Raw genomic sequence first — 21,731 nt, 5'->3', positions numbered from 1 at the left:
GCTATGTTGTACGTCTTTGGCGGGGTGCTGGGAGCCTATGCCGTGGCTTGTCTATGGTTGTGTTGGCAATGGCTACGTATTCCCAAGCGGCCTTTGCATCACTTGGGCGTGCCTCCTAGTTTTAAAATTTCGGTCATTATTCCAGTGCGCAACGAAGCCGCCCACATTGGCGTATTATTGAATGACCTTGAGCGACAAACTTTAGCAAGTCAGCACTTTGAAGTGTGGGTGATGGATGATGCTTCAACGGACAAAACTGCGGAGATTGTGAATGAATTTGTTCAAAAGAAAATGTTGAATTTGCAGCTTGTGTCATTGGTCAATGCTCCCGTAAGTTCACCTAAAAAAAGGGCCATTACGGAAGCACTCAAGCGAGCTAGTGGTCAATTAATTATCACAACCGACGGCGACTGTAGGGTAGGAGAAAGGTGGTTGGAAATGTTCGCACAAACGTACTTGGAAACGGGAGCGAAATTAATCAGTGGTCCCGTAACTTTCTTAAAAACAGTGCCTACAAGTGTCGTAGAAAGGATGGGGGAGGTGGCTCAGACCATCGAATTTGCCAGCCTCATTGGTGCGGGGGCTTGTTTGCTCGAAGCGGGTCATCCAACCATGTGCAACGGGGCAAATTTGGCGTATGAACGTGCCGCCTTTGAAGCAGTGGGAGGTTTTGCAGGAGTGGAGCAAATTGCATCGGGCGATGATGAGTTTTTACTTCAAAAAATTTCAAAACATTTTGGCGTGGATAAGCTTTATTTCCTAAAAAATGAGGCTGCTGTCGTCTCAACCCACGCGCAAGATTCTTGGCAAGGTTTTTACCATCAACGTATTCGGTGGGCCAGCAAATGGGCAGTTAATAAACGCTTTGCCACCATGCTGGTTGCGATTTGGGTATTTTTAGTCAATTTGCTAACGCTAATTTTGTTAATAGTACCATTCTGCGAAAATGTAGTGTCTTTTGAGTTTTGTACAATTCTAATGTTAAAATTTGTGCCTGAATTTTTGTTTTTACGTTTGATTATCAGATTTTTGGGGAGAAAATCCTGGGATTTGTACATTCCCATAGTGCAACTTTTTTATCCAATATACGTTCTGTTTTTTGGACTGGCTGCTCAACGAAAAGGCTATGTTTGGAAAGGGCGAAATTTGCGCTAGTTTTACAATTATTAACGGGTCTTACTAACATCATCAACAGCTATGATTCCATTGTTTGTCCATAAGTCGCCCCGAATCTTGAAGTCTTTTTATTCGCCTTTCGTTTGGGAAATTCCAACGGAAGAACCCGTGATTTATTTGACGTTCGACGATGGCCCTATTCCTGACGTCACTGAGTGGGTTTTGGAGCAATTGGACATCTATTTGGCAAAAGCCACGTTTTTCTGCATTGGAGATAACGTTCGTAAATATCCTGATTTGTTTGCAAGCTTGCTAGCCAAAGGACATAGCGTTGGAAATCATACCTTTAACCATTTGAAAGGTTGGAATACAGAGGATGAGACTTACCTCGAAAACGTAAAGCAGTGTAGTGAAATCTTACCCGTAGATACGTCCCTTTTTCGTCCACCTTACGGGCGGATAAAGTTGAGCCAAGCGCGGCCTCTCCTTAACAATTACCATGTAGTGATGTGGGATGTACTGACGGGCGATTTTGAAAAATACCTTAGCCCTGAGCGTTGCCTTGAAAAAACGTTGAAATATACCAAAGCAGGCTCGATTGTGGTGTTGCACGATAGCCTAAAAGCATGGCGTAATATGAGTTATGTCCTTCCTAGAATGTTGGATCATTTTTCCAGTCTTGGGTATCGTTTTGAAGCTCTGCCGCAGCACATTCCGCCTTCTATGAACCTTGGTGATGCCACAAGCTCGCCATATTTGGTACATTAATTTTAGTGAATCATCACCAAACCTAACCAAAAACCGATGAAGTGGACAAAACTTTTACCTTTTACTCTTTTATTGGTCGCGATTTGGGCACAAACCCACGCCCAGTCGTTCAATAACCTGCCTGTTGTTACCCAAAAACCACCCTTACACGGAAAGCACTGGATGGCCATTACGGGCAAACCTTTGGCTGCCACCGCAGGAGCGATGATTTTTACCAAAGGAGGAAATGCCGTGGACGCAGCTTGTGCGATGTTGGCAGCTACCTGTACCATGTGGGATGTACTCAGTTGGGGCGGTGAAACGCAAGCCCTTATTTACAATCCCAAAACAAAAAAAGTCATTGCCATTAATGCCTTGGGTGTAGCACCGACGGGAGCCACTGCCGATTTCTTCAAAAACAAAGGCATGAAGTACCCACCTGAGTACGGGCCTTTGGCCGCAGTGACGCCTGGAACGCCAGGTGGGTTGATGACCATTTTGGCCGAATACGGAACCATGTCGCTCAAAGAAGTGCTTGCACCTGCCATGCAATTGGCCGAAGGTTATCCCATTGAAGCCCAAACGGCCAATTCAATCGAAGGGAAAAAAGACCTTATCAAACAGTGGCCGTATTCCAAAAAGGTATTTTTACCGCACTTAGGTGCCAAACGCGAAGCGCCCGATGCGGGGGAGATTTTTGTACAAAAAGATCTGCTCGAAACGCTCAAAAAATTGGTAAATGCCGAACAGCAAGCATTGGCAAAGGGAAAATCTCGAAAAGAGGCAATTTACGCCGCCAATGATTTGTTTTATCGTGGTGAAATCGCCAAAGAAATTGCGAGAGGTTGCCAAGAACAAGGCGGCTTGATTACGGAACAAGATTTGGCCAATTGGAAAGTCAAAATCGAAGAGCCGATGATGACTACCTACAAAGGAATTGAAGTATATAAACTCCAACAGTGGACGCAAGGCCCTGCGATGCTCCAGACGCTGAATATTTTGGAAAACTTCGACCTCAAAAGCATGGGTTACAATTCTACTCGCTACGTACATACGTTGTACCAAGCCATGAATTTGGCCTTTGCTGACCGAGATTTTTACTACGGAGACCCTGCTTTTGGCCCCGAAGAACCCATGAAAGGATTACTTTCTAAAGAATATGCCAAGGAGCGCAGTAAGTTGATTAACCCCAACATGAACGACCCCAAAATTGGCCCTGGCGATCCTTATCCGTTTGAGGGCAAAGCGAATCCCTATTTAGATTTGCTCAAAAATTGGGGAAGTGCAAGCCTAACGGCTCCTAAAAATAATGCAACACTGGATGAAAAATTCCAGGAAAGTTTCACGGCAGGAACGACCTCGGTAGAGGCCGCAGATGCCGAAGGTTGGGTGGTTTCGATGACGCCAAGTGGAGGATGGGTACCTGCGTGTATTGCAGGAAATACGGGCATCGGAATGAGCCAACGGATGCAGTCGTTTGTGCTTGACCCGAAAGAAAATCCTTTCAACGTGGTAGAGCCAGGGAAACGTCCACGGGTGACGCTCACACCTAGCCTTGCCCTAAAAAATGGCAAGCCATTCTTGTCGTTTGCCAAACAAGCAGGAGATGAACAAGATCAGTTATTACTCCAGTTTTTCCTCAACATGGTGGAGTTTGGCATGACAGTTCAGGAGTCGTGCGAAGCGCCAAGTTTTAAAACGTTTCAGATGTATTCGACTTTTGGCAACCACGAACGCATCAATGGCGGTTTAACCCTCAACGAAGCCATGCCTTCTTGGACACGAAAAGACCTCGGACGAATGGGGTATAAAATCAACTACCAAGAACGAACCAGTGGCCCCATCAACGCTATTTACTTTGATTGGGAACACGGTAGCTTTTGGGGAGGCTCAAGCAACCACGGTGAAGATTATGGAATTGGCTGGTAATAAATCAGACCATCCCACGTGATTTTAACTCTAAATATTTGTTGACTGTATTCGCATTTAAGTCCTGCGGAGCCGTCAAAATCGACTGAATGCCGTATTGCTCAAGTTCCTTGACGATACGGCGTTTTTCGTAATAAAACCGCTCGGCAATGGTCTTCAAATAAATTGTTTCGGTCGTTTCGGCGGGCGTTTTTAGCAATTGGGCTGTTTCGGTATTTTCAAAGAATATCACAATAAGTAGATGGCTCTTTGCTAATTGTCGTAGATAAGGTAGCTGCCGATGTAGGGCATTGACAGTTTCAAAATTGGTGAATAATAAAAGCAAACTGCGTTGGCGAATTTGGGTTTTGACATGGCTATAAAGCGTTTCGTAATCGCTTTCCAAATACCGCGTTTTTTGTTTGTACAGTATTTCCAAAATCTTTTGCATCTGCCCCGTCCGACGGTCGGCGGGTAAAACTTGTCCAATCACCTCTGAAAAGGTAAAAATTCCCGCTTTGTCTTGCTTCAATAAGGCAATGTTGCTCAATACAAGCGACGCGTTGATGGCGTAATCTAACAGTGTTAGACCCTCAAACGGCGATTTCATCACCCTTCCTTTGTCAATCAAGCAATACACTGCTTGCGAGCGCTCGTCCTGAAAGGCGTTCACCATCAGCTCGTTGCGACGGGCGGTGGCTTTCCAGTTGACCGTACGTATATCATCGCCCTGTACGTAGGGGCGAATTTGTTCAAACTCCATACTATGTCCCAGCCGCCGCTGACGTTTGATGCCAATGTCAGTGAGCCGATTTGAAATGGCCAAAAGTTCGTATTGCCGCATTTGTAAATAGGAAGGATAAACGGCCACCATTTTGTCTTGTGAAAATTGGTAACGCCGTTTTAACAAACCAAGTGGGCTTTTAACAAAAACATTGACGGCCCCGAAACTATATTCGCCGCGTTTGGTAGGGCGGAGTTCATATCGAAGCTGTTGGTTTTCGTTGGAAGCTAAGCTCGTTTGAAACAAAACATCACGTCGTTGAAATTGGAAAGGAATTTCGTCGATAATGTCAAGATGTGTACGGAACGAATAACGGTTTTCAAGGTAGAGAATGATGGGATTTGGGTCGCCATTTGAAAGCCGATCAGCAACATCACGACGGGCAAAAATACCTTTATTGACACGAAATAGTAGAACAGCATCCGCAAGAGTTACAACCAAAGCCACCGCTGCCGCCAATTTTACCAAGCCAAATAGCCCGATGAAAAGGTAAGAGACCAAAAAAGCCGCTACCAAAACAATTAGCAGTGTCCAGAAAAGCGGAGAAAAATACAGGTTTTTGATGGATTTCATGCTAATAAATAAATTCTCCCGCTCCTTCGCGAATGACCTCAAAATCGTCGGTGGTGGCGTCAATAATAGTTGAAGCGATAAGTCCACCAAATCCGCCGTCAATTACAATATCGACTTGGTGTTGAAAACGTTCAAACATGATTTCGGGGTCGGTGGGGTACTCCATAAAATCATCGTCATCTTTGATAGACGTAGTGATGATAGGGTTGCCCAATTCGTGGACAATTTGAAGCGGAATGGGGTGGTTTGGTATCCGAATACCCACCGTTTTACGGTTGGCCAATACTTTTGGAACGCGACTATCGGCATTTAAAATAAACGTAAATGGCCCTGGTAGAATGCGTTTCATGACTTTAAAAGCCGAATTGCTCACTTTGGCATAATCAGCAATGTGGCTAAGGTCATGGCAAATGAAGGAAAAATCATTTTTTTGGGGCTTGATGCCTTTGATACGTGCAATTCGCTCGACGGCGCGGGCATTATGAATATCGCAACCTAAGGCATAGACGGTATCGGTAGGATAAATCACCAAACCACCATCTTGAAGACAGCGAATTACTTGCTGAATTTTGCGTGGTTCGGGATTCTGGGGGTGTATTTTAAGGAACTCTGCGGGCATTCGACAACTCAGTTGGTTTCCGAAATAAATGAAAAAGCTTTGTTTTACAAACGTATCATTTTATTTGGAGAACACAAATAACGAAAGTCATTCAAAGAACTTTAAGAGTCGAGCTGTACAAACGGAACGCCTTGCTGCATCAATAATCGTTTTCGGTTACTTTGCCATTTGGCATAAAATTGATAAATCCAATTGACTGGAAGGCGAAGGCGGCATAAAAAAACGAGCAATTCGGTTTCCCAGCCTGGGTCTTCGATGTAATTGAGAAGCTTACGAAATTCGGTGGCTTGCTGGGCGTCTTCTGCTACGAAGCACTTTTTGATGAATTGGCGTATCCTTTCGGCTAATAAGTCATATTCTTCTTGAGAACGGCTGAGGTCATAGGCTTTGTTGCAGACTGCCCAACTTGATTTTAACATGTCGTTTCCAACCAAATAAAAGTGCGAGGCCATCGACCCATCGAGAACGCGCTTGCTCATTAAGACTTCATCAATGTAATGGTATTTATAATCGTGGGCTGAGCGAACAAAAAAATCAAAATCTTCGTAACTCAGCGTTTCGTCGTACCCACCGAGTTTCATCAAGACGGATTTTCGCATCATAATAGAAGGAGTACAAATGAAATAGCGTCGTAGTATCTCTTTGTAAACATTTCCTGTTGGAACTACTCCTTGGGCTTTTCCGTCGTTACCTAAGGCATAATGGTATCCAATAAGCTTTCCTGAAGTATCTATGTATGAGGCATTTGAAAATACAACAGCATAGTCTTTGGGAAGTTCTTCAAACGCTTTGACCTGCTGTGCTATGCGTTGAGGCGGCATGACATCATCGGCTGCTAGGTCAATGATGTACTTTCCTTTGGCTTCACCCAGTCCTTGATTAAAGGCTTTGCACAACCCAATATTGTTGGCATTTCGGATAAAAATGGTGTCGGGGTACTGATCAATAAATTGTAAAATTACCCGTCTTGAATTATCCGTACTGGCATTATCAATTACAATCAATTGAATATTGTCATACGTTTGATTGGCTACCGATTGCAGGCACTCGTAAATAAACGGCGCATGGTTGTAGCAAGTACAGATGACAGACACTTCTGGATTCATAAGGAGGCGTTGAGGCTATTTCTTCTGCGTAAAAGGGCATTTATTTGATTAGTAAAAGTAATCTAATATTTACAAATTCTATTCAGGATATACTTACTTTTTAGTAAACGGTAACGACATGTATATTTATTCGACATAAAAAATGCCTAAAAAAATGTCTAATATTTTTTTGGAAAAAATATTAAATAGGGCAAATGTTCTGAAAAACAGGGAATTGGGCGTTTTGGTGCTAAAAGTGGAGAAATTTTATTCAACATAAAGAAAAACTTTGGCATGATTTTCTCTATGTAATTATCAAGATGTAGAAAAACATCTTTCAATATTTATGGGTTAGGGTAGTGCATAAATGCCGACACGCGCTGCGTACGGCATTTATTTTTTTGTACCCTTCGTAGGCTTCGACGGGGGCGCAGATGTTTCGTATTTGGCGCGCCAAATGCTCAAATTTAATTCAAAACCAAAAATCAATAACAAAGCAACGAGGTAAAACCAAATCATCAGCGCAATGATGGTTCCGATGGAGCCATAGAGCTTATTGTAACTACCAAAATGTGATAAATAAAACGAAAACCCGTAAGTGGAAGCAATGAGTAAGAACGAGGAGACGATTGCACCAAGGTTAAAAAATCGCCAGCCGTGGTTGATTTTTGGAGCAAAACGATAAATAATGGCTACTGCCAACGTAAAAGTTGCAAACATCACACTATAACGAAGGATATCTAACAGAAATACGGTAAAGCTATCGCGCAGAAAGATTGTGTCGTGAAGCCAATCGACCAAAAAGCCACCGACAATAATGATTAAAACTGCCAAAAAAAGCACAAAAGACAACATAATCGTAAGCATGATGGCAATGCCTTTGGTTTTAAAATATCCCCTATTGTCAGAGGCTTGGTCGGCGGTATTAAAGGCAGTCATGAGGGCGCCCATGCCATTGGTAGCAGTGATAAGCGCTAAAATAAAACCAAAAGACAAAATGCCTCCTTGTTTTCGGCTGATAATGTCATAAATCGTTGTGGCAGCAAATTCGTAGAGGGGTTCGGGCATGGCATCGTGCATAAAGTCCATAATTTGCACTTCCATGTTTTCAATGGGAATGTATGGAATAAGGGTAAACAAAAAAAGCGTGGCAGGAAAAACTGCCAACGTAAAATTGTAAGCAACCGCCGTAGCACGTTGGTCGATGTTGTACAAAAGGATTTTTTCAACCAGAATCGTAACGATGTCAGCAAGTGATACTGAAAGAGAAAAGAACCGTTTACGATGAAGAAAATGGTGTAACTTTCGAAGTTGCCGATGATTGGATTTTGACCAGTGTTGGAGCATGGAGCAGTGACTCGAATCGGTTTAAAAATCCGAAATTACTAAACTTCGCTCATTTCCCCACTGTTTGTGCCCACGGCTTACCAAGTTTTTAATCGAGAAAGTTTGGTAAGCCGTGGGGAGTAAGGGCTAGAGACGTGATTGGTTTTTAAGAAGTTTTTGATACTCGCGCTCAACCAATTGATTCTCTTTGAACATATAAACTCCTGCAAAGTGGGAAAGCAGACCAATTCCCCAACCAAATGTTGGCCAAATTGGCCAAGGGTATTTGGAGCCGCTTTGTAGTACAATTCCTATTCCCCAAAGTGCCCATAAAGCAGCAATGACGACAAAATAGGTAAAAAGGTGGCTTTTAAATCCTGCGCGTTTGTGCGCCATTTTCCAAAGGATTGGGTCTTTTTGCGTTTCCATGGTTGTTATTTAGGTTTAGAGGTGATGACTATAAGTTGATTTTGATGATACAAAAATAAAAAGCGGTAGGGGCGAACCCTACCGCTTTCAGATTAAGCCTCGATTTGGGGGGATGAACTTTAATTTTTGAGGGGTAAACCAATCAAAATGCCACAATAGAATAAGCAGCTTGGTGTGGTTGGCGGGTTTGGTCGCCAATTTTACTACGGTTGCGGTCGTCGTCGTGAATGACAAACAAAGTGTTTGCTCCAACAGGCGTAAGGTCTTCTGCTTTGTGGGTAAATTTTAACGGCTGCCCCGTCAAACGGTCTTTGACCAAAGTAAGTTTGTTAGCTTTTAGGTCTGCTTCGGTTGCCCACCATAGATAGGCGCTATTTCCCTGTGTTTCACTTTCCATCGAAGTAAGTACCCAAAAAAGCTGACGTTTGGCATCGTATTCGATGCACGAAAGTGCCAAGGGCTTTGGCAAATTGGGTTCTAAACTTGCAATATCGATGTCGGCCAATGTTTCAAAATTATTGGAAATCATCAAAGAGTCATTGGCGAAGCGATAGGAGACAGTAAGGACTTTGGCTTTGTACTTAAAATCATCGTATTTTTTTCCCTCTTCACGGATTCCAAAATATAATTTATCGTGCGTTGCAGCAAATCCTTCCACTTTAAAATAAGGCATCCCGTCAGGAAAATCGGCAGAGCGGAGGGCTTTCGACAAAGCCGTACGAAGGCCCATGGAGAACTTTTCGCCCGCGACCAGGTGCGCAGCTTTGGGCTGAATGTTTTTTGGGTCGGAACCAACTTTCCAATAGAGAAGGGCATTATAGCCATCCCATTCGGTACTTCCTTCTTTGACACGATCAAAACCTGTGCTTAAAAAGGCCAGAGAACGATTTGGAGCAAGAGCAAAATCTTCGTATTTCTGGCTAGTTTTGAGTAGGTTTTGGGTCAAATAAGTTGGTTTATTGGCAAACATATCAGATGCCGAATAGGCCCAATAAAACACCGCAGCGTCGTTGTTTGGCATGTCCTTGTCGTTGGCAAGGGTGAGGTTTTGGCCATCGAACAAAACGGCAGAAGCTTCGCACCAAACCTCACGGCCTGAGGCTTGCAGTCCCGCTTGAAAGCAATCAATAAAACCTTCTTTGACAATACTAGCCCCAGCAATAGCCCGACTTGCGGGGCGTTGGCAGCTCATAAAAGCCAACAGTACCAAAGCGTAAAGCATTAACTTTTTCATACTCGTAAAAAAAGACGGAGAAACGGAGTTACTGGGTGTATCTCGGTTTCTCCGTTGTGTTTTGAATATTATTGAAACGAATTACATGCGTGATTTGATGATATTGGTAAACTCTCTCGATTTGAGGGAAGCACCGCCAATCAAACCACCGTCAACGTCGGGGCAAGCAAAAAGTTCATCCGCATTTTTTTCGTTGCAGCTTCCACCGTACAAAATGGTTGTATCGTCTGCTACTTGAGCACCAAATTTCTCAGCAACGTGCGCGCGTAGTGCGGCGTGCATTTCCTGCGCTTGAGCAGAAGAGGCTGTCAAGCCCGTACCAATGGCCCATACAGGCTCGTAAGCAATGACAACTTTTCCAAAATCTTCAGCTGACAAATCAAACAAGGCTGCCGTGATTTGATCTTTTACGATGGCAATAAAATCCTCGTTCTGACGCTGTTCCAACAATTCGCCGCAGCAGAAGATGGGCTTCAAGCCGTTTTCCAACGCAATTTTTACTTTTTCTGCTATTAACGCATCCGTTTCTCCAAAGTACTGACGACGTTCGCTGTGGCCGATAATTACGTATGGAACCTCAATTGCCGCAAGCATTGATGCGGAAATTTCGCCTGTGAAAGCGCCAGATGCCTTGTGGTGGCAGTTTTGGGCTCCGAGGGAAATGCGATCTACTTCTTGTACATATTTCTGCAAAACTGGCAAGTAAATGTAAGGTGTACACAAAACGACTTCAACGTCGCCACGAACCTCGTCACGTACCATATTTACTACTTCCGACGTAAGGCTCAACGCTTCTTCAAGCGATTTGTTCATTTTCCAGTTACCAGCTACAATCTTTTTTCTCATTGGATGGGTGATTTTTAAAAGTTTTTGGGAGTAATTTTATTTCGATTTTTGGGTGTATTTGGCAATATTACATTGGACTTAGCCCAAATTGCCAAAGAATCCGCCTCAAACCTTCTAAAACAATTAAACTCGATGCGAAGTTAAGAAGAATAAATTGATTCAAAACGGCACTTTTTGTAGTATATTTTTTGTTTTTCTAAGAAAATAGCATAACTTTACTAACAGCCTACCTTTTTTCGGCACGACAATGAGACGGTGGTTTTTATCTTTCGCAATAGCCTGTTGTTTGCCATTTTTAATTTTGGCCCAGCGAGGTCAAAAAAAAGAAGACAAATTTGGCTTCTTCTTGCAGGGTAATATGAAGTTTACCCGCATCCCTTTTGAATTACATGCTAATCTAATCATTGTTCCAGTTCATATCAATGGTTCAGATACCCTTCACTTTATTCTCGATACGGGCGTAAGTTCGGTGATTATTACCAACCCCAATTCGCTGAAAAAAGAAAAACTAAAATTTACTCGAAAAGTTGTATTAACTGGAGCGGGTGAGGGAGAGTCATTGACGGCTTCGGTTGCCATTGGTAATACCCTAGAATTGGGTAAAATGAAGGCAACGTACCAAAATATTGTTGTCCTCGAACAAGACGTACTTCAGTTGTCAGAATACGTAGGCATTCCCATTGATGGTATATTTGGGTATGAAGTATTTAACAACTTTGTTGTAACGATTGATTTTGTCAATAAAGAGTTGTTACTAACAAAGCCTGGAAGTTATAAGTACCGTAGCCGTCACGGGGATCGTTATCCAATTGTCGTAGAGGATACGAAGCCGTATGCCGACGTGATTGCGTTGGTGGATAATGGACAAGAACTCCCGATCAGGGTAGTAATTGATACAGGTGCTGGTCATGCGTTGTTAATTGACAAACACGCTGATAACCAAATTAGGCTTCCCGAAAAAGTTCTTCGGGCTCAACTTGGGAGGGGGTTAAATGGGGTCATAAATGGAAACCTCGGCCGAATCGATAAAGTGCGTTTTGGAAAATATGAGCTAGATAATGTATTGGCTTCTTTTCCTGATAGTGTATCTTTTGGGATGAAGTTTGCGAGTCGGACCGAACGTCAAGGAAATATTGGTTGTGAACTTTTACGACGCTTTAAAGTGACGTTCAACTATGCCGACCGATATATTGTGCTCAAACCCGTCAAACGTCGTTTGAAAGAAACTTTTGAGCATGACATGAGCGGTATCGAGCTTCGTGCCAAAGGCCAAGATTTTAAGGATTATGTTATTGATAAAGTGGTTGAGGATTCGCCTGCTTGGGATGCAGGTTTGCAAGAAGGGGATGAACTGTTGTTTATCAATAACAAATCGGCAGATGATTTGATTATCAGCGAAATATACAAACTTCTTCAAAAAGGGGAGGGCAAAGAAATTGCCCTGCTAGTTCGCCGTAAAGGTGTTATTCATTTTGCCAAATTTCAGTTGAAAAGAATGATTTAAAGAGGCTGTCTCAAAAGTAGCAGGTCACAAAATATTCTTTGGGTTCAACCTCATCCCAACCCTTCCGCTCAGGCGGCCCTGTCCTTTCTGGAGAAGGGCTCAAAAAGTCCCCCTCTACTGAAAGGCCGCGACGGCGTACCGTGAGGGGGATTTAGGGGACGGTCGGCCGCTGCCGTGAGGTTGAACACAGCCGAAGATAATTTGGTGATACTAGACTTTCGAGACAGCCTCTTCTTTTTTAACTTGGGAAAGAAATTTTTCCCATAGAAACACTAGGCACTCCTTCTCTTGTGCCAAAATCAAGGTTATTACCACAAAGCGTTTCGTTGGCTAAAATAGCAAACAAAACGGCTTCTTTGGCATCGCCTGATATACCTAAGGAATCGGTGGCATCTATCGGGAAGTCGGGAAGTAATTTGCGAAGTGCTTTGATAAGTGCAGGGTTGTGCATTCCTCCCCCGCTCAAATACAAACGATATTCTTGGTCTTTTTGGCGCACTTTCAAAATTGCCTCGGCAATTGTCTCTGCCGAAAATTGGGTAAGGGTAGCGACCAAATCCTCGGGAGATAAAGAGGTGGTATTGCTGCGTTGCTGGGCAATGCGCACATACTCCAAACTGAATAATTCGGGACCCGTTGTTTTTGGGAATGGCCCTTTAAAAAAGGTATCTTTTTTCAACGCGTCCAACAAAGATTCATTGACATGGCCACTTAGGGCAACTTTTCCATCTTTGTCGTAAGGCAGGTTAAAAAACTTACGCATAAAAGCGTCGATGAGGGTGTTGCCTGGCCCAGTATCGGTGACAAACACCTCTTGGGCATTGAGCGACCCAGGCAGATATGTAAAATTGGCAATTCCACCCATGTTGAGCATAATACGGTTTTCGCCTTTTTTGGAAAAAATAAAATAGTCGCCATAGACTGCAAGGGGCGCTCCTTCGCCACCCGCCGCGCAGTGTTTTTGCCGAAAATCACTCAGGGTGATAATGCCCGTCGTTACGGCGATATGGTCGCCATCGCCAATTTGAAGGGTGGCATTGGGGTATTTATCTAGCCGATGCAAAATTTTGGGGGCATGAAAAACCGTTTGTCCGTGACTAGCGACAACATCAATGTCTTGCGGGGCAATTTCCCATTTCTTCAAACAATCCAGCACGAGTTTTCCGTGCAAATTTCCGACCCAAGGGTTGAGCAGGCAAAGGTGCTGGAAATCAATTTCTTTTTTTGCAAAAACCCGACGAATTTCATCTTTGATGTCATCACCAAAAGCAATGGTGTCAAATTTTTCGAGGGTAAGTGTTGTGTTTGCACCATGTCCACTAAAACGACATAGGGCTATGTCTAAACCATCCATGGATGTCCCAGACATAAGCCCTATGATTCGTCGCGTTGGCTTTTGTGCAATCTCAACTAATTGACTGAGGTTTGCATTCATTGGCCTATCGATTAAAAATGTCTATCACCAGCTTCGCGGCGTCCCAACATCACAGCGCCAACCATGGCAATGAGGAACAATACCGACGCTAATTCAAAAGGAAGCAAATAATCGTTGTAAAGTACATTTCCGAGGCTTTCTACCATTCCCACTTGTGAATCAAATTCGTAAGGGTTGTAAGAGCCAAATTGTGATTTACGCAGTACACCGACCATGATAACCCCGAGGGTTCCACCCACAATGGTAGCCGCGATTTTGACTAAATTGGTTTTCGATTCTTCGTCTTCCTGTTTTAAGTTCAAGAACATAATGACAAACAAGAAAAGTACCATGATAGCCCCTGCATAAACGATGATATTAACAGCAGCTAGGAATTGGGCGTTTAGAAGCACATAATGTCCTGATAAACAAAAGAAAGTGCCAATCAAAAAAAGTACGCTGTGAATCGGATTTCTTGCTAAAACGACCATTAGCCCACACAAAATCGTTAAAAACGAAAGTACGTAGAAAAAGATAGCGGCGGGTGTAAGGTTATTAATAAAAGTTGAAAAGTCCATCTTTAAGGTAGTTTACAGTTGTGTTCTTGGTTGTGCTACGATACCTTTCAAATCTTGTTCGTGCGCTTCTTCTCTGGTCCAAGCAGTGCGTAAATAGCGGTTATTCATATTTTCGGCCAACTTGTCTTTTCCCCAAATCACTTGATCACGTTCGGTAAATACGGGCACAAACTCATCGTGGCGAAGGTAAATGGCTTGTTTTGGACAAGCTTCCTCACACAGACCGCAGAAAATGCAACGTAGCATGTTGATTTCATACACGGCAGCGTATTTCTCTTCCCGATAAAGATTTTCTTCTCCTTTTTGGCGTTCTGAAGCCACCATTGAAATTGCCTCAGCAGGACAGGCTACGGCACACAAACCGCAGGCTGTACAACGTTCGCGGCCTTGGTCGTCGCGTTTGAGGACGTGGCGACCGCGAAATACAGGGCCTAGGTTTTTTTTAACTTCAGGATAACTGATGGTCACTTTCTTCTGAAAAAAGTGCTTAATCGTAATTCCTAGACCTGTTACAATGGCAGGAAGATAAATCCTCTCTGCAAAGGTCATTTCTTTATTACTAACTTGTTTTGAACGATTCGTAAGTTGCATAACTCAAAGGTTTACAGTTCCTAGTTTACAGTTTACAGGGCGATAATTAGTAAGCTGTAACACTTGTAAGCTATTTCAAAAGTGAAACTACTAAGGGTTTCAAGTACAAAATGGCGCCACCAGTTAAGATAACGTTGACAATGGCCAATGGGATAAGTCCTTTCCAGCCTAGGTTCATTAATTGGTCGTAACGGAAACGAGGCAATGTCCAACGTACCCACATGTAGAAGAATACAAAGAACAATGATTTGCCAAAGAAAACCAATGTACCTACCAATGTGGCAAGATTATGACCAGTAATCTCTCCCATTGCAGCAATCAATTTGGCTTGTACCCAATCCATGCCTGGGTAATTGTACCCACCAAAGTAAAGACTGGCAATCATTGCGGATGAAACAAACATGTTGATGTATTCTGCAAAGAGGTAGAAACCAAGTTTCATAGAGCTATACTCGGTATGATAACCACCAATGAGCTCCGTTTCACACTCAGGAAGGTCAAAAGGAGTACGGTTACATTCGGCAAATGCACAAGTAATAAAGATGACAAAGCCGATTGGTTGATAGAAGATATTCCAGTTGCCGCCGTGCTGTTGCTCTACGATATGACGGATTGAAAGTGAACCTGTCATCATCAAAATCGCAACAATGGCCAAACCCATTGAGATTTCGTAACTGATGTTTTGCGAAGCCGCACGAATAGCGCCTAAAAGCGAGAATTTGTTGTTGGAAGCCCAACCACCCACCATGATTCCATAAACACCGAGCGAAACAACGCCAAACACGTATAGGATTCCAATGTTAACGTCGATGGCTTGTACGGCCACATCCCAAACTTTACCAGGGGCGGCTTCGTACTTAACGCTGTCACCAAATGGAATAACCGCGCTGGTCATTAAGGCGGTAAGCATGGAAAGACACGGGCCTAAAATAAAAAGCCATTTGCTGGCATGTGATGGGATGAAATCTTCTTTAAAGAACATTTTAACGGCATCGGCAATGGGTTGTAACAACCCAAATGGACCTGCACGGTTAGGACCAATACGGTCTTGAATAAAGGCTGCCACTTTGCGTTCTGCATAAGTGGAGTAAGTTGCTATCAACAGGGTAATGGCAAAAATGAGTAATATTATAATTGCCTTGATGATAAAAGCTGCGTCTATTGAAAAAGCCATAATCGAAGTGACTGTTTTTTAGTTGTTCTCGGCCAATGAACGTTGATTGGCTTTCGCGTTATTTTCTTTACTCAGTTCCCGAATGGTGCTGTTGTCAGTGACAAACGGGCGAGAATCGTCAATTTGCTTGTATTGCGAGGCCGCTACTTTCAAACCAAACTCAGGTTTTTTCAAGTCAGCGCGGTATTTATTGGCCATAATAACCGAGTAACGCGCCACTTTCATTGGCCCTTCGATGGTCCAGTCACTGGTTTTTTTACGTTCAAAACGGCAGGTATTACAGATGAATTCTTTGACTTCGCCCCATTCGTTTTTGCGCGCAGTAACACGGATTACTTCATCTCCACGGTACCACAAGGTTACTTTACCGCTGCATTTTTCACAATCACAATGTGCATCTACTGGTTTTGTGAACCAAACACGGTTTTTGAAACGATAGGTCTTATCGGTCAATGCACCTACTGGGCAAACATCAATAACGTTTCCTGAGAAATCATTATCAATGGCTTTTTCGATGTACGTACTAATTTCGGCATGGTCGCCGCGATTCAGCACCCCGTGTACACGTTTGTTGGTGATTTGGTCAGCCGTAAACACACAACGGTAGCACAAAATACAGCGCGTCATGTGCAATTGAACATACGGGCCAATGTCCTGCTTTTCAAACGTACGGCGGTCTTCTTCGTAGCGTGTCTGAACACGGCCATGCTCAAAGGCAAAGTCTTGAAGGTGGCATTCACCTGCTTGATCGCACACTGGGCAATCGAGCGGGTGGTTGAGGAGCAAAAACTCCACGATTCCCTTGCGGGTTTCTACCACGGCTTCGTTGGTGGTGTTTTCAACAATCATACCATCTTGCACCGTAGTAATACACGAAGGAACCAACTTCGGCATAGGACGCGGGTCTTTGGCAGATCCTGCGGATACTTTTACCAAGCAAGCACGGCATTTTCCACCCGAACCTTTCAATGGCTCATAGTAGCACATAGCTGGAGGTGCAAGGTGCATTTTTGTAGGATCGGCTTCGGCGATTTTACGGGCCGCTTGCATGATCGTCGTTCCAGGCGGCACTTCGATTTCGATACCGTCAAACGTTATTTTGAATAACTGCGGTGCAGTAGTTTCCATGTATTATTCGTAGTTCAAAATCAAACTTCAATCTCTTAAACTAATTCCATTTCACCACGGTACACAGCACCGGGTTTTGTTGCTTCGAGCGGATGGGTCACGTGCCATTCAAATTCATGACGGAAGTGACGAATGGCCGCCGCTATTGGCCAAGCTGCGGCATCTCCCAATGGGCAGATGGTATTCCCTTCAATCTTTTTGGCTACGTCCACCAACAAATCAATATCACGCATGTTTCCTTTGCCGTGTTCGATACGGTCGAGTACTTTGTCCATCCAGCCAGTTCCTTCGCGACAAGGTGAACATTGTCCGCACGACTCGTGATGGTAGAAACGAGCAAAGGTCAAGGTATTACGAACGATACAAGTGGTTTCGTCCATCACGATAAATCCACCCGAACCAAGCATGGTTCCCGTCGCAAAACCTCCGTCTGACAATGATTCATAGGTCATCAAACGTTTGTCGCCATTGGCCAGTGTCAGGATTAGATTGGCTGGTAAAATAGGTACAGAAGAGCCACCAGCAACGACCGCCTTTAAGTGGTGACCTGGGCGAATCCCACCGCACCATTCGTCGGCATAAATAAAGTCTTCGACCGTAATACCTAGTGGAATTTCATAAACTCCAGGCTTGTTGACGTGCCCAGAAACCGAAATAAGTTTCGTCCCTGTACTACGACCTACCCCAAGTGCAGCATAAGCTTCACCACCATTGTTGACAATCCAAGGTGTATTTGAGATAGATTCAACGTTATTAACCACCGTAGGGCATTGGTAAAGCCCCTTTACGGCGGGGAAAGGAGGTTTGTTGCGCGGATTTCCACGTTTTCCTTCCAAAGATTCAAGAAGAGCCGTTTCTTCTCCGCAAATGTAAGCACCACCACCTGGTTGAACGACCAATTCAAGGTCATAGCCAGTGCCCAAAATATTTTTTCCTAAAAAGCCCGCAGCTTTTGCTTCTTCAATCGCTCTTTCAAGGATGTGAATGACGTACATCAATTCACCACGTACATAAATGAACGATTTGTTGGCACCAAGCGCAAAACTTGAAACAATCATCCCCTCAATCAACAAGTGAGGGTTGTTTTTCATTAAGTAGTGGTCTTTGAAAGTACCAGGCTCCGACTCATCGGCGTTGCAAACCAAGTAGCGAGGAACTCCTTCTGGTTTGGCCAAAAAGCTCCACTTCATTCCCATCGGGAAACCTGCTCCACCGCGTCCTCTGACACCTGATTTTTTGACTTCCTCAACGATTTCTTCGGGAGTCATTTTTTTCAATGCCTTTTCTACCGCAGTATAACCGCCCATCTTACGATAGACTTCAAAGGTGTCGATACCGGGAACATTTATGTGTTCGGTAAGAATTTTTACTGGCATAGTATATCGATGAAATATCTTTTAGTCTTTGCTTAATTCGTCAATGATTTCGTCAATCTTCTCATTGGTCAGGTTCATGTAGTACTTTTCACGAACCTGGAAGACAGGCCCCCATCCGCAGGCAGCCAAGCACTCCACTTCTTTGATGGTAAATTTGCCATCAGGTGTGGTTTCGCCCGTATTAATTCCCAATTTTGTTTTGAGGTATCCATAAACATCTTCACCACCCATGAGGCAGCAAGGGCCCGTACGGCAATACTCAATGACGTGTTTGCCAACGGGGTCAAGGTGAAACATGGTATAAAACGAAGCCACCTCATATACTTCAATGGGCAAAATGTTGAGCAATCCAGCCACGTAATCCATCACCTCAGGGCTTACCCACCCGTACTGCTCTTGGGCAAGGTGAAGCAAAGGCAAAAGGGCAGATTTTTGTTTACCTTCTGGATAGCGAGCTATGATTTCTTTGGCTTTGGCTAGACGCTCGGTAGTAAAAGCAACAGTATGTGTAGTTTCAGTCATTTTCAAAGTCGATTAAGCATCCAACTCACCTGCAATTACGTTAAGACTACTCATGGTCACGATAGCATCTGAGATGGTGCTACCAACGCACATTTCAGGATAAGCCTGATAATAAATAAAACATGGACGACGGAAGTGCAAACGGTACGGAGTACGTCCACCGTCACTGATTAAGTAGAAGCCTAGTTCTCCGTTCCCACCTTCAACAGCATGATAGACCTCACCAACGGGAGCGTCGATTTCACCCATCACAATTTTGAAGTGGTAGATAAGTGCTTCCATGCTACGATATACTTCTTGCTTTGGAGGCAAATAGTATTCGGGAGCATCGGCATAATGAGGGCCTTCGGGAAGGTTTTTCAATGCCTGTTCAATGATGCGAAGGCTTTGCCAAATTTCCTCGTCACGAACCATGAATCGGTCGTAAGTATCACCGTGTTGTCCAACTGGAATGTCAAATTCAAAATCCTCGTACGAAGAATAAGGATTCATCACCCGAACGTCGTAGTCAACCCCAGCAGCACGAAGGTTAGGTCCTGTAAAACCATAACTCATGGCACGTTCGGCAGAGATAGCGCCGACCCCAACGGTGCGATCCATAAAAATACGGTTACGGTTAAATAACCGTTGAAATTCTCTATAAATAGGCGGGAAAGTTGTCAAGAACTCATTGATTTTCCGAATAGCTTCTTTCGACAAATCACGTTCCATACCACCTACGCGCCCCATATTGGTAGTGAGGCGGGCGCCGCACATTTCTTCGTAGATTTCGTAAATTTTTTCGCGATATTCGTAGATGTACAAAAAGCCCGTAAATGCTCCTGTGTCAACCCCCAAGATACCATTACAAATGATGTGGTCGGCAATCCGTGCCAGCTCCATCATAATAACGCGAATGTATTGAGCCCGTTTCGGAACCTCAACGCCGAGGAGTTTTTCAACCGTCATGTGCCATCCCATGTTATTGATAGGAGACGAGCAGTAGTTCATGCGGTCGGTGAGGGTCGTAATTTGGTAAAACGGACGACGCTCGGCAATTTTTTCAAAAGCGCGGTGGATATACCCGACCGTTTGTTCCCCAGCAATGATTTTTTCACCATCCATCGTCAACACGTTTTGGAAAATACCGTGTGTGGCGGGGTGGGTAGGGCCAAGGTTGAGGGTAGTCAGTTCATTGACGTATTGTACTGGTTCGTCTTTGACAAGAGTACCGCTATTTTTTTTGGCAATGTTAGCTTCGGTCATTTCTTGTTTTACTTAAAATTATCTTCCAAAAAGAGCATCAATTTTATCTTCACGAGTGGCGTCTTCCAACGGATATTCGCGGCGCATTGGGTGGTAATCCATTTCTTCCATATTCAGGATACGAATTAGATTAGGGTGGCCATCGAAGATGATTCCGAAGAAGTCAAACGTTTCGCGTTCCATCCAATTGGCGCTTGCATATAATTCGGTGGCCGTTGGAATGTGCAAATCGGCTTCTGCCAAAAAGACTTTAATGCGTACCCGAAAATTGTGAATAAAACTGTGCAAGTGATATACCACACAGTATTCGGTGGCGGGGGTGGTGTCAGGAAAATGTACCCCAGTAATATCTGTTAGAAAGCCAATTTTAAATTCTGAGTGACTTTTGAGGTATTGGAGCATTGGAATAATTTGCTCACGCGTGGTAGTCAACGTGAGCAATCCAAACGGCTCTTCAAAATCATATACATCATCCCCAAATTTCTTGACGATTTCTTCTGCTACTGATTGATTGCTGAGCATAAGTCTCAATGATAAAATCGATGATTACTGAATGTTATACGATGCCAAAAGTGCTTGATATTCGGCACCATTACGACGGCGGAGTGATTCGTTGTGGGTAAGTTCACGTACTTGCATGATGCCTTCCAAAATTTGCTCAGGGCGAGGAGGGCAACCAGGTACATATACATCCACAGGAATGACGCGGTCGATACCCTGCAAAACGCTGTACGTATCGAAAACACCACCACTTGAAGCACAGGCACCAATGGCAATGACCCAACGAGGCTCGGCCATTTGCAGGTAAACTTGTTTCAAGACAGGGGCCATTTTCTTGGCAATGGTTCCTGCAACCAGCAACATATCAGCCTGGCGAGGAGAGAAACTAGGCCGCTCTGAACCAAAGCGAGCCAAGTCATAACGCGAAGCCATGGTGGACATAAACTCAATTCCGCAGCAAGACGTCGCAAACGGCAATGGCCATAACGAGTGGCTACGGGCCAAACCTACTACTTTATCAAACGAGGTAGCAAAGAAGCCCGAACCTTCAAATCCTTCAGGAGCTTCTACTATTTTTATATCAGTTGCCATAATTGATGGTTAATCGTTGTTATTTTTCCCAGTCTAAAACACCTTTGCGGATAATGTAGTAGAAGCCAGCCAAAAGCAAGCCCATGAATAAAATCATTTCTACAAATCCTAGCGAGCCTAATTTTTGGAAATTGACCGCCCAAGGGTACATAAAAATAACCTCCACGTCAAACAAGACGAAAAGAATAGCTACTAGAAAATACTTGATAGAAATAGGAGTACGCGCATCTCCTTTTGATTCGATACCACATTCAAAAGCTTCGTCTTTGCGCTCGCTGTTTCGCTTTGGACCAATAGAGTGTGTTACTATCATGGTCACCACGATGAAGGCCAATGCCAAGCCTAGTTGAATGAGGATAGGTAGGTAGTCTGAAGGTAAATAATTCATTCGTATGGGGATTGGTTAATGCAGATTAACTTAATACTCAAAATTAGGAATG

The 21,731-nt window shown here is 43.8% G+C and carries 22 protein-coding genes; 4 read left to right on the top strand and 18 right to left on the bottom strand.

Annotation, left to right across the window (positions count from 1 at the left end; translation table 11 throughout):
* Window positions 1–3 precede the first annotated feature (3 nt).
* The 3 genes from AC23P2_RS20070 to AC23P2_RS20060 are packed head-to-tail and all read left to right on the top strand — an operon-like array spanning window position 4 to window position 3,792.
* Window positions 4–1,155, top strand: a complete 1,152-nt coding sequence (locus tag AC23P2_RS20070) for a glycosyltransferase (protein WP_487774852.1) — start codon at window positions 4–6, stop codon at window positions 1,153–1,155.
* Between the two features lie 42 nt (window positions 1,156–1,197).
* Window positions 1,198–1,884 carry a polysaccharide deacetylase family protein gene (locus AC23P2_RS20065; protein ID WP_487774851.1) on the top strand — a complete coding sequence of 229 codons (687 nt, stop codon included), beginning with the start codon at window positions 1,198–1,200 and terminating at the stop codon, window positions 1,882–1,884.
* A 36-nt stretch (window positions 1,885–1,920) separates the two neighbouring features.
* Window positions 1,921–3,792 (top strand): gamma-glutamyltransferase family protein, encoded by a 1,872-nt coding sequence (locus tag AC23P2_RS20060; protein ID WP_487774850.1) that lies wholly within the window; start codon window positions 1,921–1,923, stop codon window positions 3,790–3,792.
* A 4-nt stretch (window positions 3,793–3,796) separates the two neighbouring features.
* Here the strand turns inward: AC23P2_RS20060 and AC23P2_RS20055 are convergent, their stop codons facing one another.
* The 7 genes from AC23P2_RS20055 to tpiA all read right to left on the bottom strand — a co-directional run bounded on the left by AC23P2_RS20055 (window position 3,797) and on the right by tpiA (window position 10,667).
* Window positions 3,797–5,128: a DUF58 domain-containing protein gene (locus AC23P2_RS20055; protein WP_487774849.1), complete on the bottom strand. Its 1,332-nt coding sequence runs from the start codon at window positions 5,126–5,128 to the stop codon at window positions 3,797–3,799.
* 1 nt (window position 5,129) lies between these two features.
* Window positions 5,130–5,747: an L-threonylcarbamoyladenylate synthase gene (locus tag AC23P2_RS20050; RefSeq protein ID WP_487774848.1), complete on the bottom strand. Its 618-nt coding sequence runs from the start codon at window positions 5,745–5,747 to the stop codon at window positions 5,130–5,132.
* A 101-nt stretch (window positions 5,748–5,848) separates the two neighbouring features.
* Complete coding sequence (locus tag AC23P2_RS20045) at window positions 5,849–6,853, bottom strand: glycosyltransferase family 2 protein (RefSeq protein ID WP_487774847.1); 1,005 nt, start codon at window positions 6,851–6,853, stop codon at window positions 5,849–5,851.
* Between the two features lie 372 nt (window positions 6,854–7,225).
* On the bottom strand, window positions 7,226–8,179 hold the full coding sequence (locus AC23P2_RS20040) for a YihY/virulence factor BrkB family protein (protein WP_487774846.1): 954 nt from the start codon (window positions 8,177–8,179) through the stop codon (window positions 7,226–7,228).
* A 126-nt stretch (window positions 8,180–8,305) separates the two neighbouring features.
* Window positions 8,306–8,587 (bottom strand): 2TM domain-containing protein, encoded by a 282-nt coding sequence (locus tag AC23P2_RS20035; protein WP_487774845.1) that lies wholly within the window; start codon window positions 8,585–8,587, stop codon window positions 8,306–8,308.
* A 142-nt stretch (window positions 8,588–8,729) separates the two neighbouring features.
* Entirely contained in the window at window positions 8,730–9,821 is a 1,092-nt protein-coding gene (locus AC23P2_RS20030) for a hypothetical protein (RefSeq protein WP_487774844.1), read from the bottom strand.
* 81 nt (window positions 9,822–9,902) lie between these two features.
* Window positions 9,903–10,667 (bottom strand): triose-phosphate isomerase, encoded by a 765-nt coding sequence (gene tpiA / locus AC23P2_RS20025; RefSeq protein WP_028526546.1) that lies wholly within the window; start codon window positions 10,665–10,667, stop codon window positions 9,903–9,905.
* A 247-nt stretch (window positions 10,668–10,914) separates the two neighbouring features.
* Here tpiA and AC23P2_RS20020 point away from each other — a divergent pair, with 247 nt between their 5' ends.
* Window positions 10,915–12,171, top strand: a complete 1,257-nt coding sequence (locus tag AC23P2_RS20020; RefSeq protein ID WP_487774843.1) for an aspartyl protease family protein — start codon at window positions 10,915–10,917, stop codon at window positions 12,169–12,171.
* A 238-nt stretch (window positions 12,172–12,409) separates the two neighbouring features.
* On the opposite strand, the gene AC23P2_RS20015 is transcribed toward AC23P2_RS20020, so the two are convergent.
* The 11 genes from AC23P2_RS20015 to AC23P2_RS19965 form a co-directional block, all read right to left on the bottom strand.
* Window positions 12,410–13,606 carry an anhydro-N-acetylmuramic acid kinase gene (locus AC23P2_RS20015; protein WP_487774842.1) on the bottom strand — a complete coding sequence of 399 codons (1,197 nt, stop codon included), beginning with the start codon at window positions 13,604–13,606 and terminating at the stop codon, window positions 12,410–12,412.
* A gap of 11 nt (window positions 13,607–13,617) precedes the next feature.
* A complete protein-coding gene (locus AC23P2_RS20010) occupies window positions 13,618–14,163 on the bottom strand; it encodes an NADH-quinone oxidoreductase subunit J family protein (protein WP_472492638.1) in 546 nt (181 codons plus the stop codon).
* A 12-nt stretch (window positions 14,164–14,175) separates the two neighbouring features.
* Window positions 14,176–14,754 carry a NuoI/complex I 23 kDa subunit family protein gene (locus AC23P2_RS20005; RefSeq protein WP_487774841.1) on the bottom strand — a complete coding sequence of 193 codons (579 nt, stop codon included), beginning with the start codon at window positions 14,752–14,754 and terminating at the stop codon, window positions 14,176–14,178.
* Between the two features lie 70 nt (window positions 14,755–14,824).
* Window positions 14,825–15,928 (bottom strand): NADH-quinone oxidoreductase subunit NuoH, encoded by a 1,104-nt coding sequence (gene nuoH / locus AC23P2_RS20000; RefSeq protein WP_037302085.1) that lies wholly within the window; start codon window positions 15,926–15,928, stop codon window positions 14,825–14,827.
* An 18-nt stretch (window positions 15,929–15,946) separates the two neighbouring features.
* Window positions 15,947–17,056 (bottom strand): NADH-quinone oxidoreductase subunit G, encoded by a 1,110-nt coding sequence (locus AC23P2_RS19995; RefSeq protein ID WP_487774840.1) that lies wholly within the window; start codon window positions 17,054–17,056, stop codon window positions 15,947–15,949.
* Between the two features lie 35 nt (window positions 17,057–17,091).
* Window positions 17,092–18,432: an NADH-quinone oxidoreductase subunit NuoF gene (gene nuoF / locus AC23P2_RS19990; RefSeq protein ID WP_487774839.1), complete on the bottom strand. Its 1,341-nt coding sequence runs from the start codon at window positions 18,430–18,432 to the stop codon at window positions 17,092–17,094.
* 21 nt (window positions 18,433–18,453) lie between these two features.
* A complete protein-coding gene (locus AC23P2_RS19985) occupies window positions 18,454–18,954 on the bottom strand; it encodes an NADH-quinone oxidoreductase subunit NuoE family protein (RefSeq protein WP_487774838.1) in 501 nt (166 codons plus the stop codon).
* Window positions 18,955–18,966: 12 nt separating this feature from the next.
* Window positions 18,967–20,199 (bottom strand): NADH dehydrogenase (quinone) subunit D, encoded by a 1,233-nt coding sequence (nuoD, locus tag AC23P2_RS19980; RefSeq protein WP_028526555.1) that lies wholly within the window; start codon window positions 20,197–20,199, stop codon window positions 18,967–18,969.
* Between the two features lie 18 nt (window positions 20,200–20,217).
* Entirely contained in the window at window positions 20,218–20,721 is a 504-nt protein-coding gene (locus AC23P2_RS19975; protein ID WP_487774837.1) for an NADH-quinone oxidoreductase subunit C, read from the bottom strand.
* 24 nt (window positions 20,722–20,745) lie between these two features.
* Window positions 20,746–21,291 (bottom strand): NADH-quinone oxidoreductase subunit B, encoded by a 546-nt coding sequence (locus AC23P2_RS19970; protein ID WP_028526557.1) that lies wholly within the window; start codon window positions 21,289–21,291, stop codon window positions 20,746–20,748.
* A 19-nt stretch (window positions 21,292–21,310) separates the two neighbouring features.
* Window positions 21,311–21,685 carry an NADH-quinone oxidoreductase subunit A gene (locus tag AC23P2_RS19965; RefSeq protein WP_157607765.1) on the bottom strand — a complete coding sequence of 125 codons (375 nt, stop codon included), beginning with the start codon at window positions 21,683–21,685 and terminating at the stop codon, window positions 21,311–21,313.
* Window positions 21,686–21,731 lie beyond the last annotated feature (46 nt).

This window comes from Runella sp. R0.1_18 (genome assembly GCF_057652155.1).
This window is presented reverse-complemented; position numbering and strand designations above follow the sequence as displayed.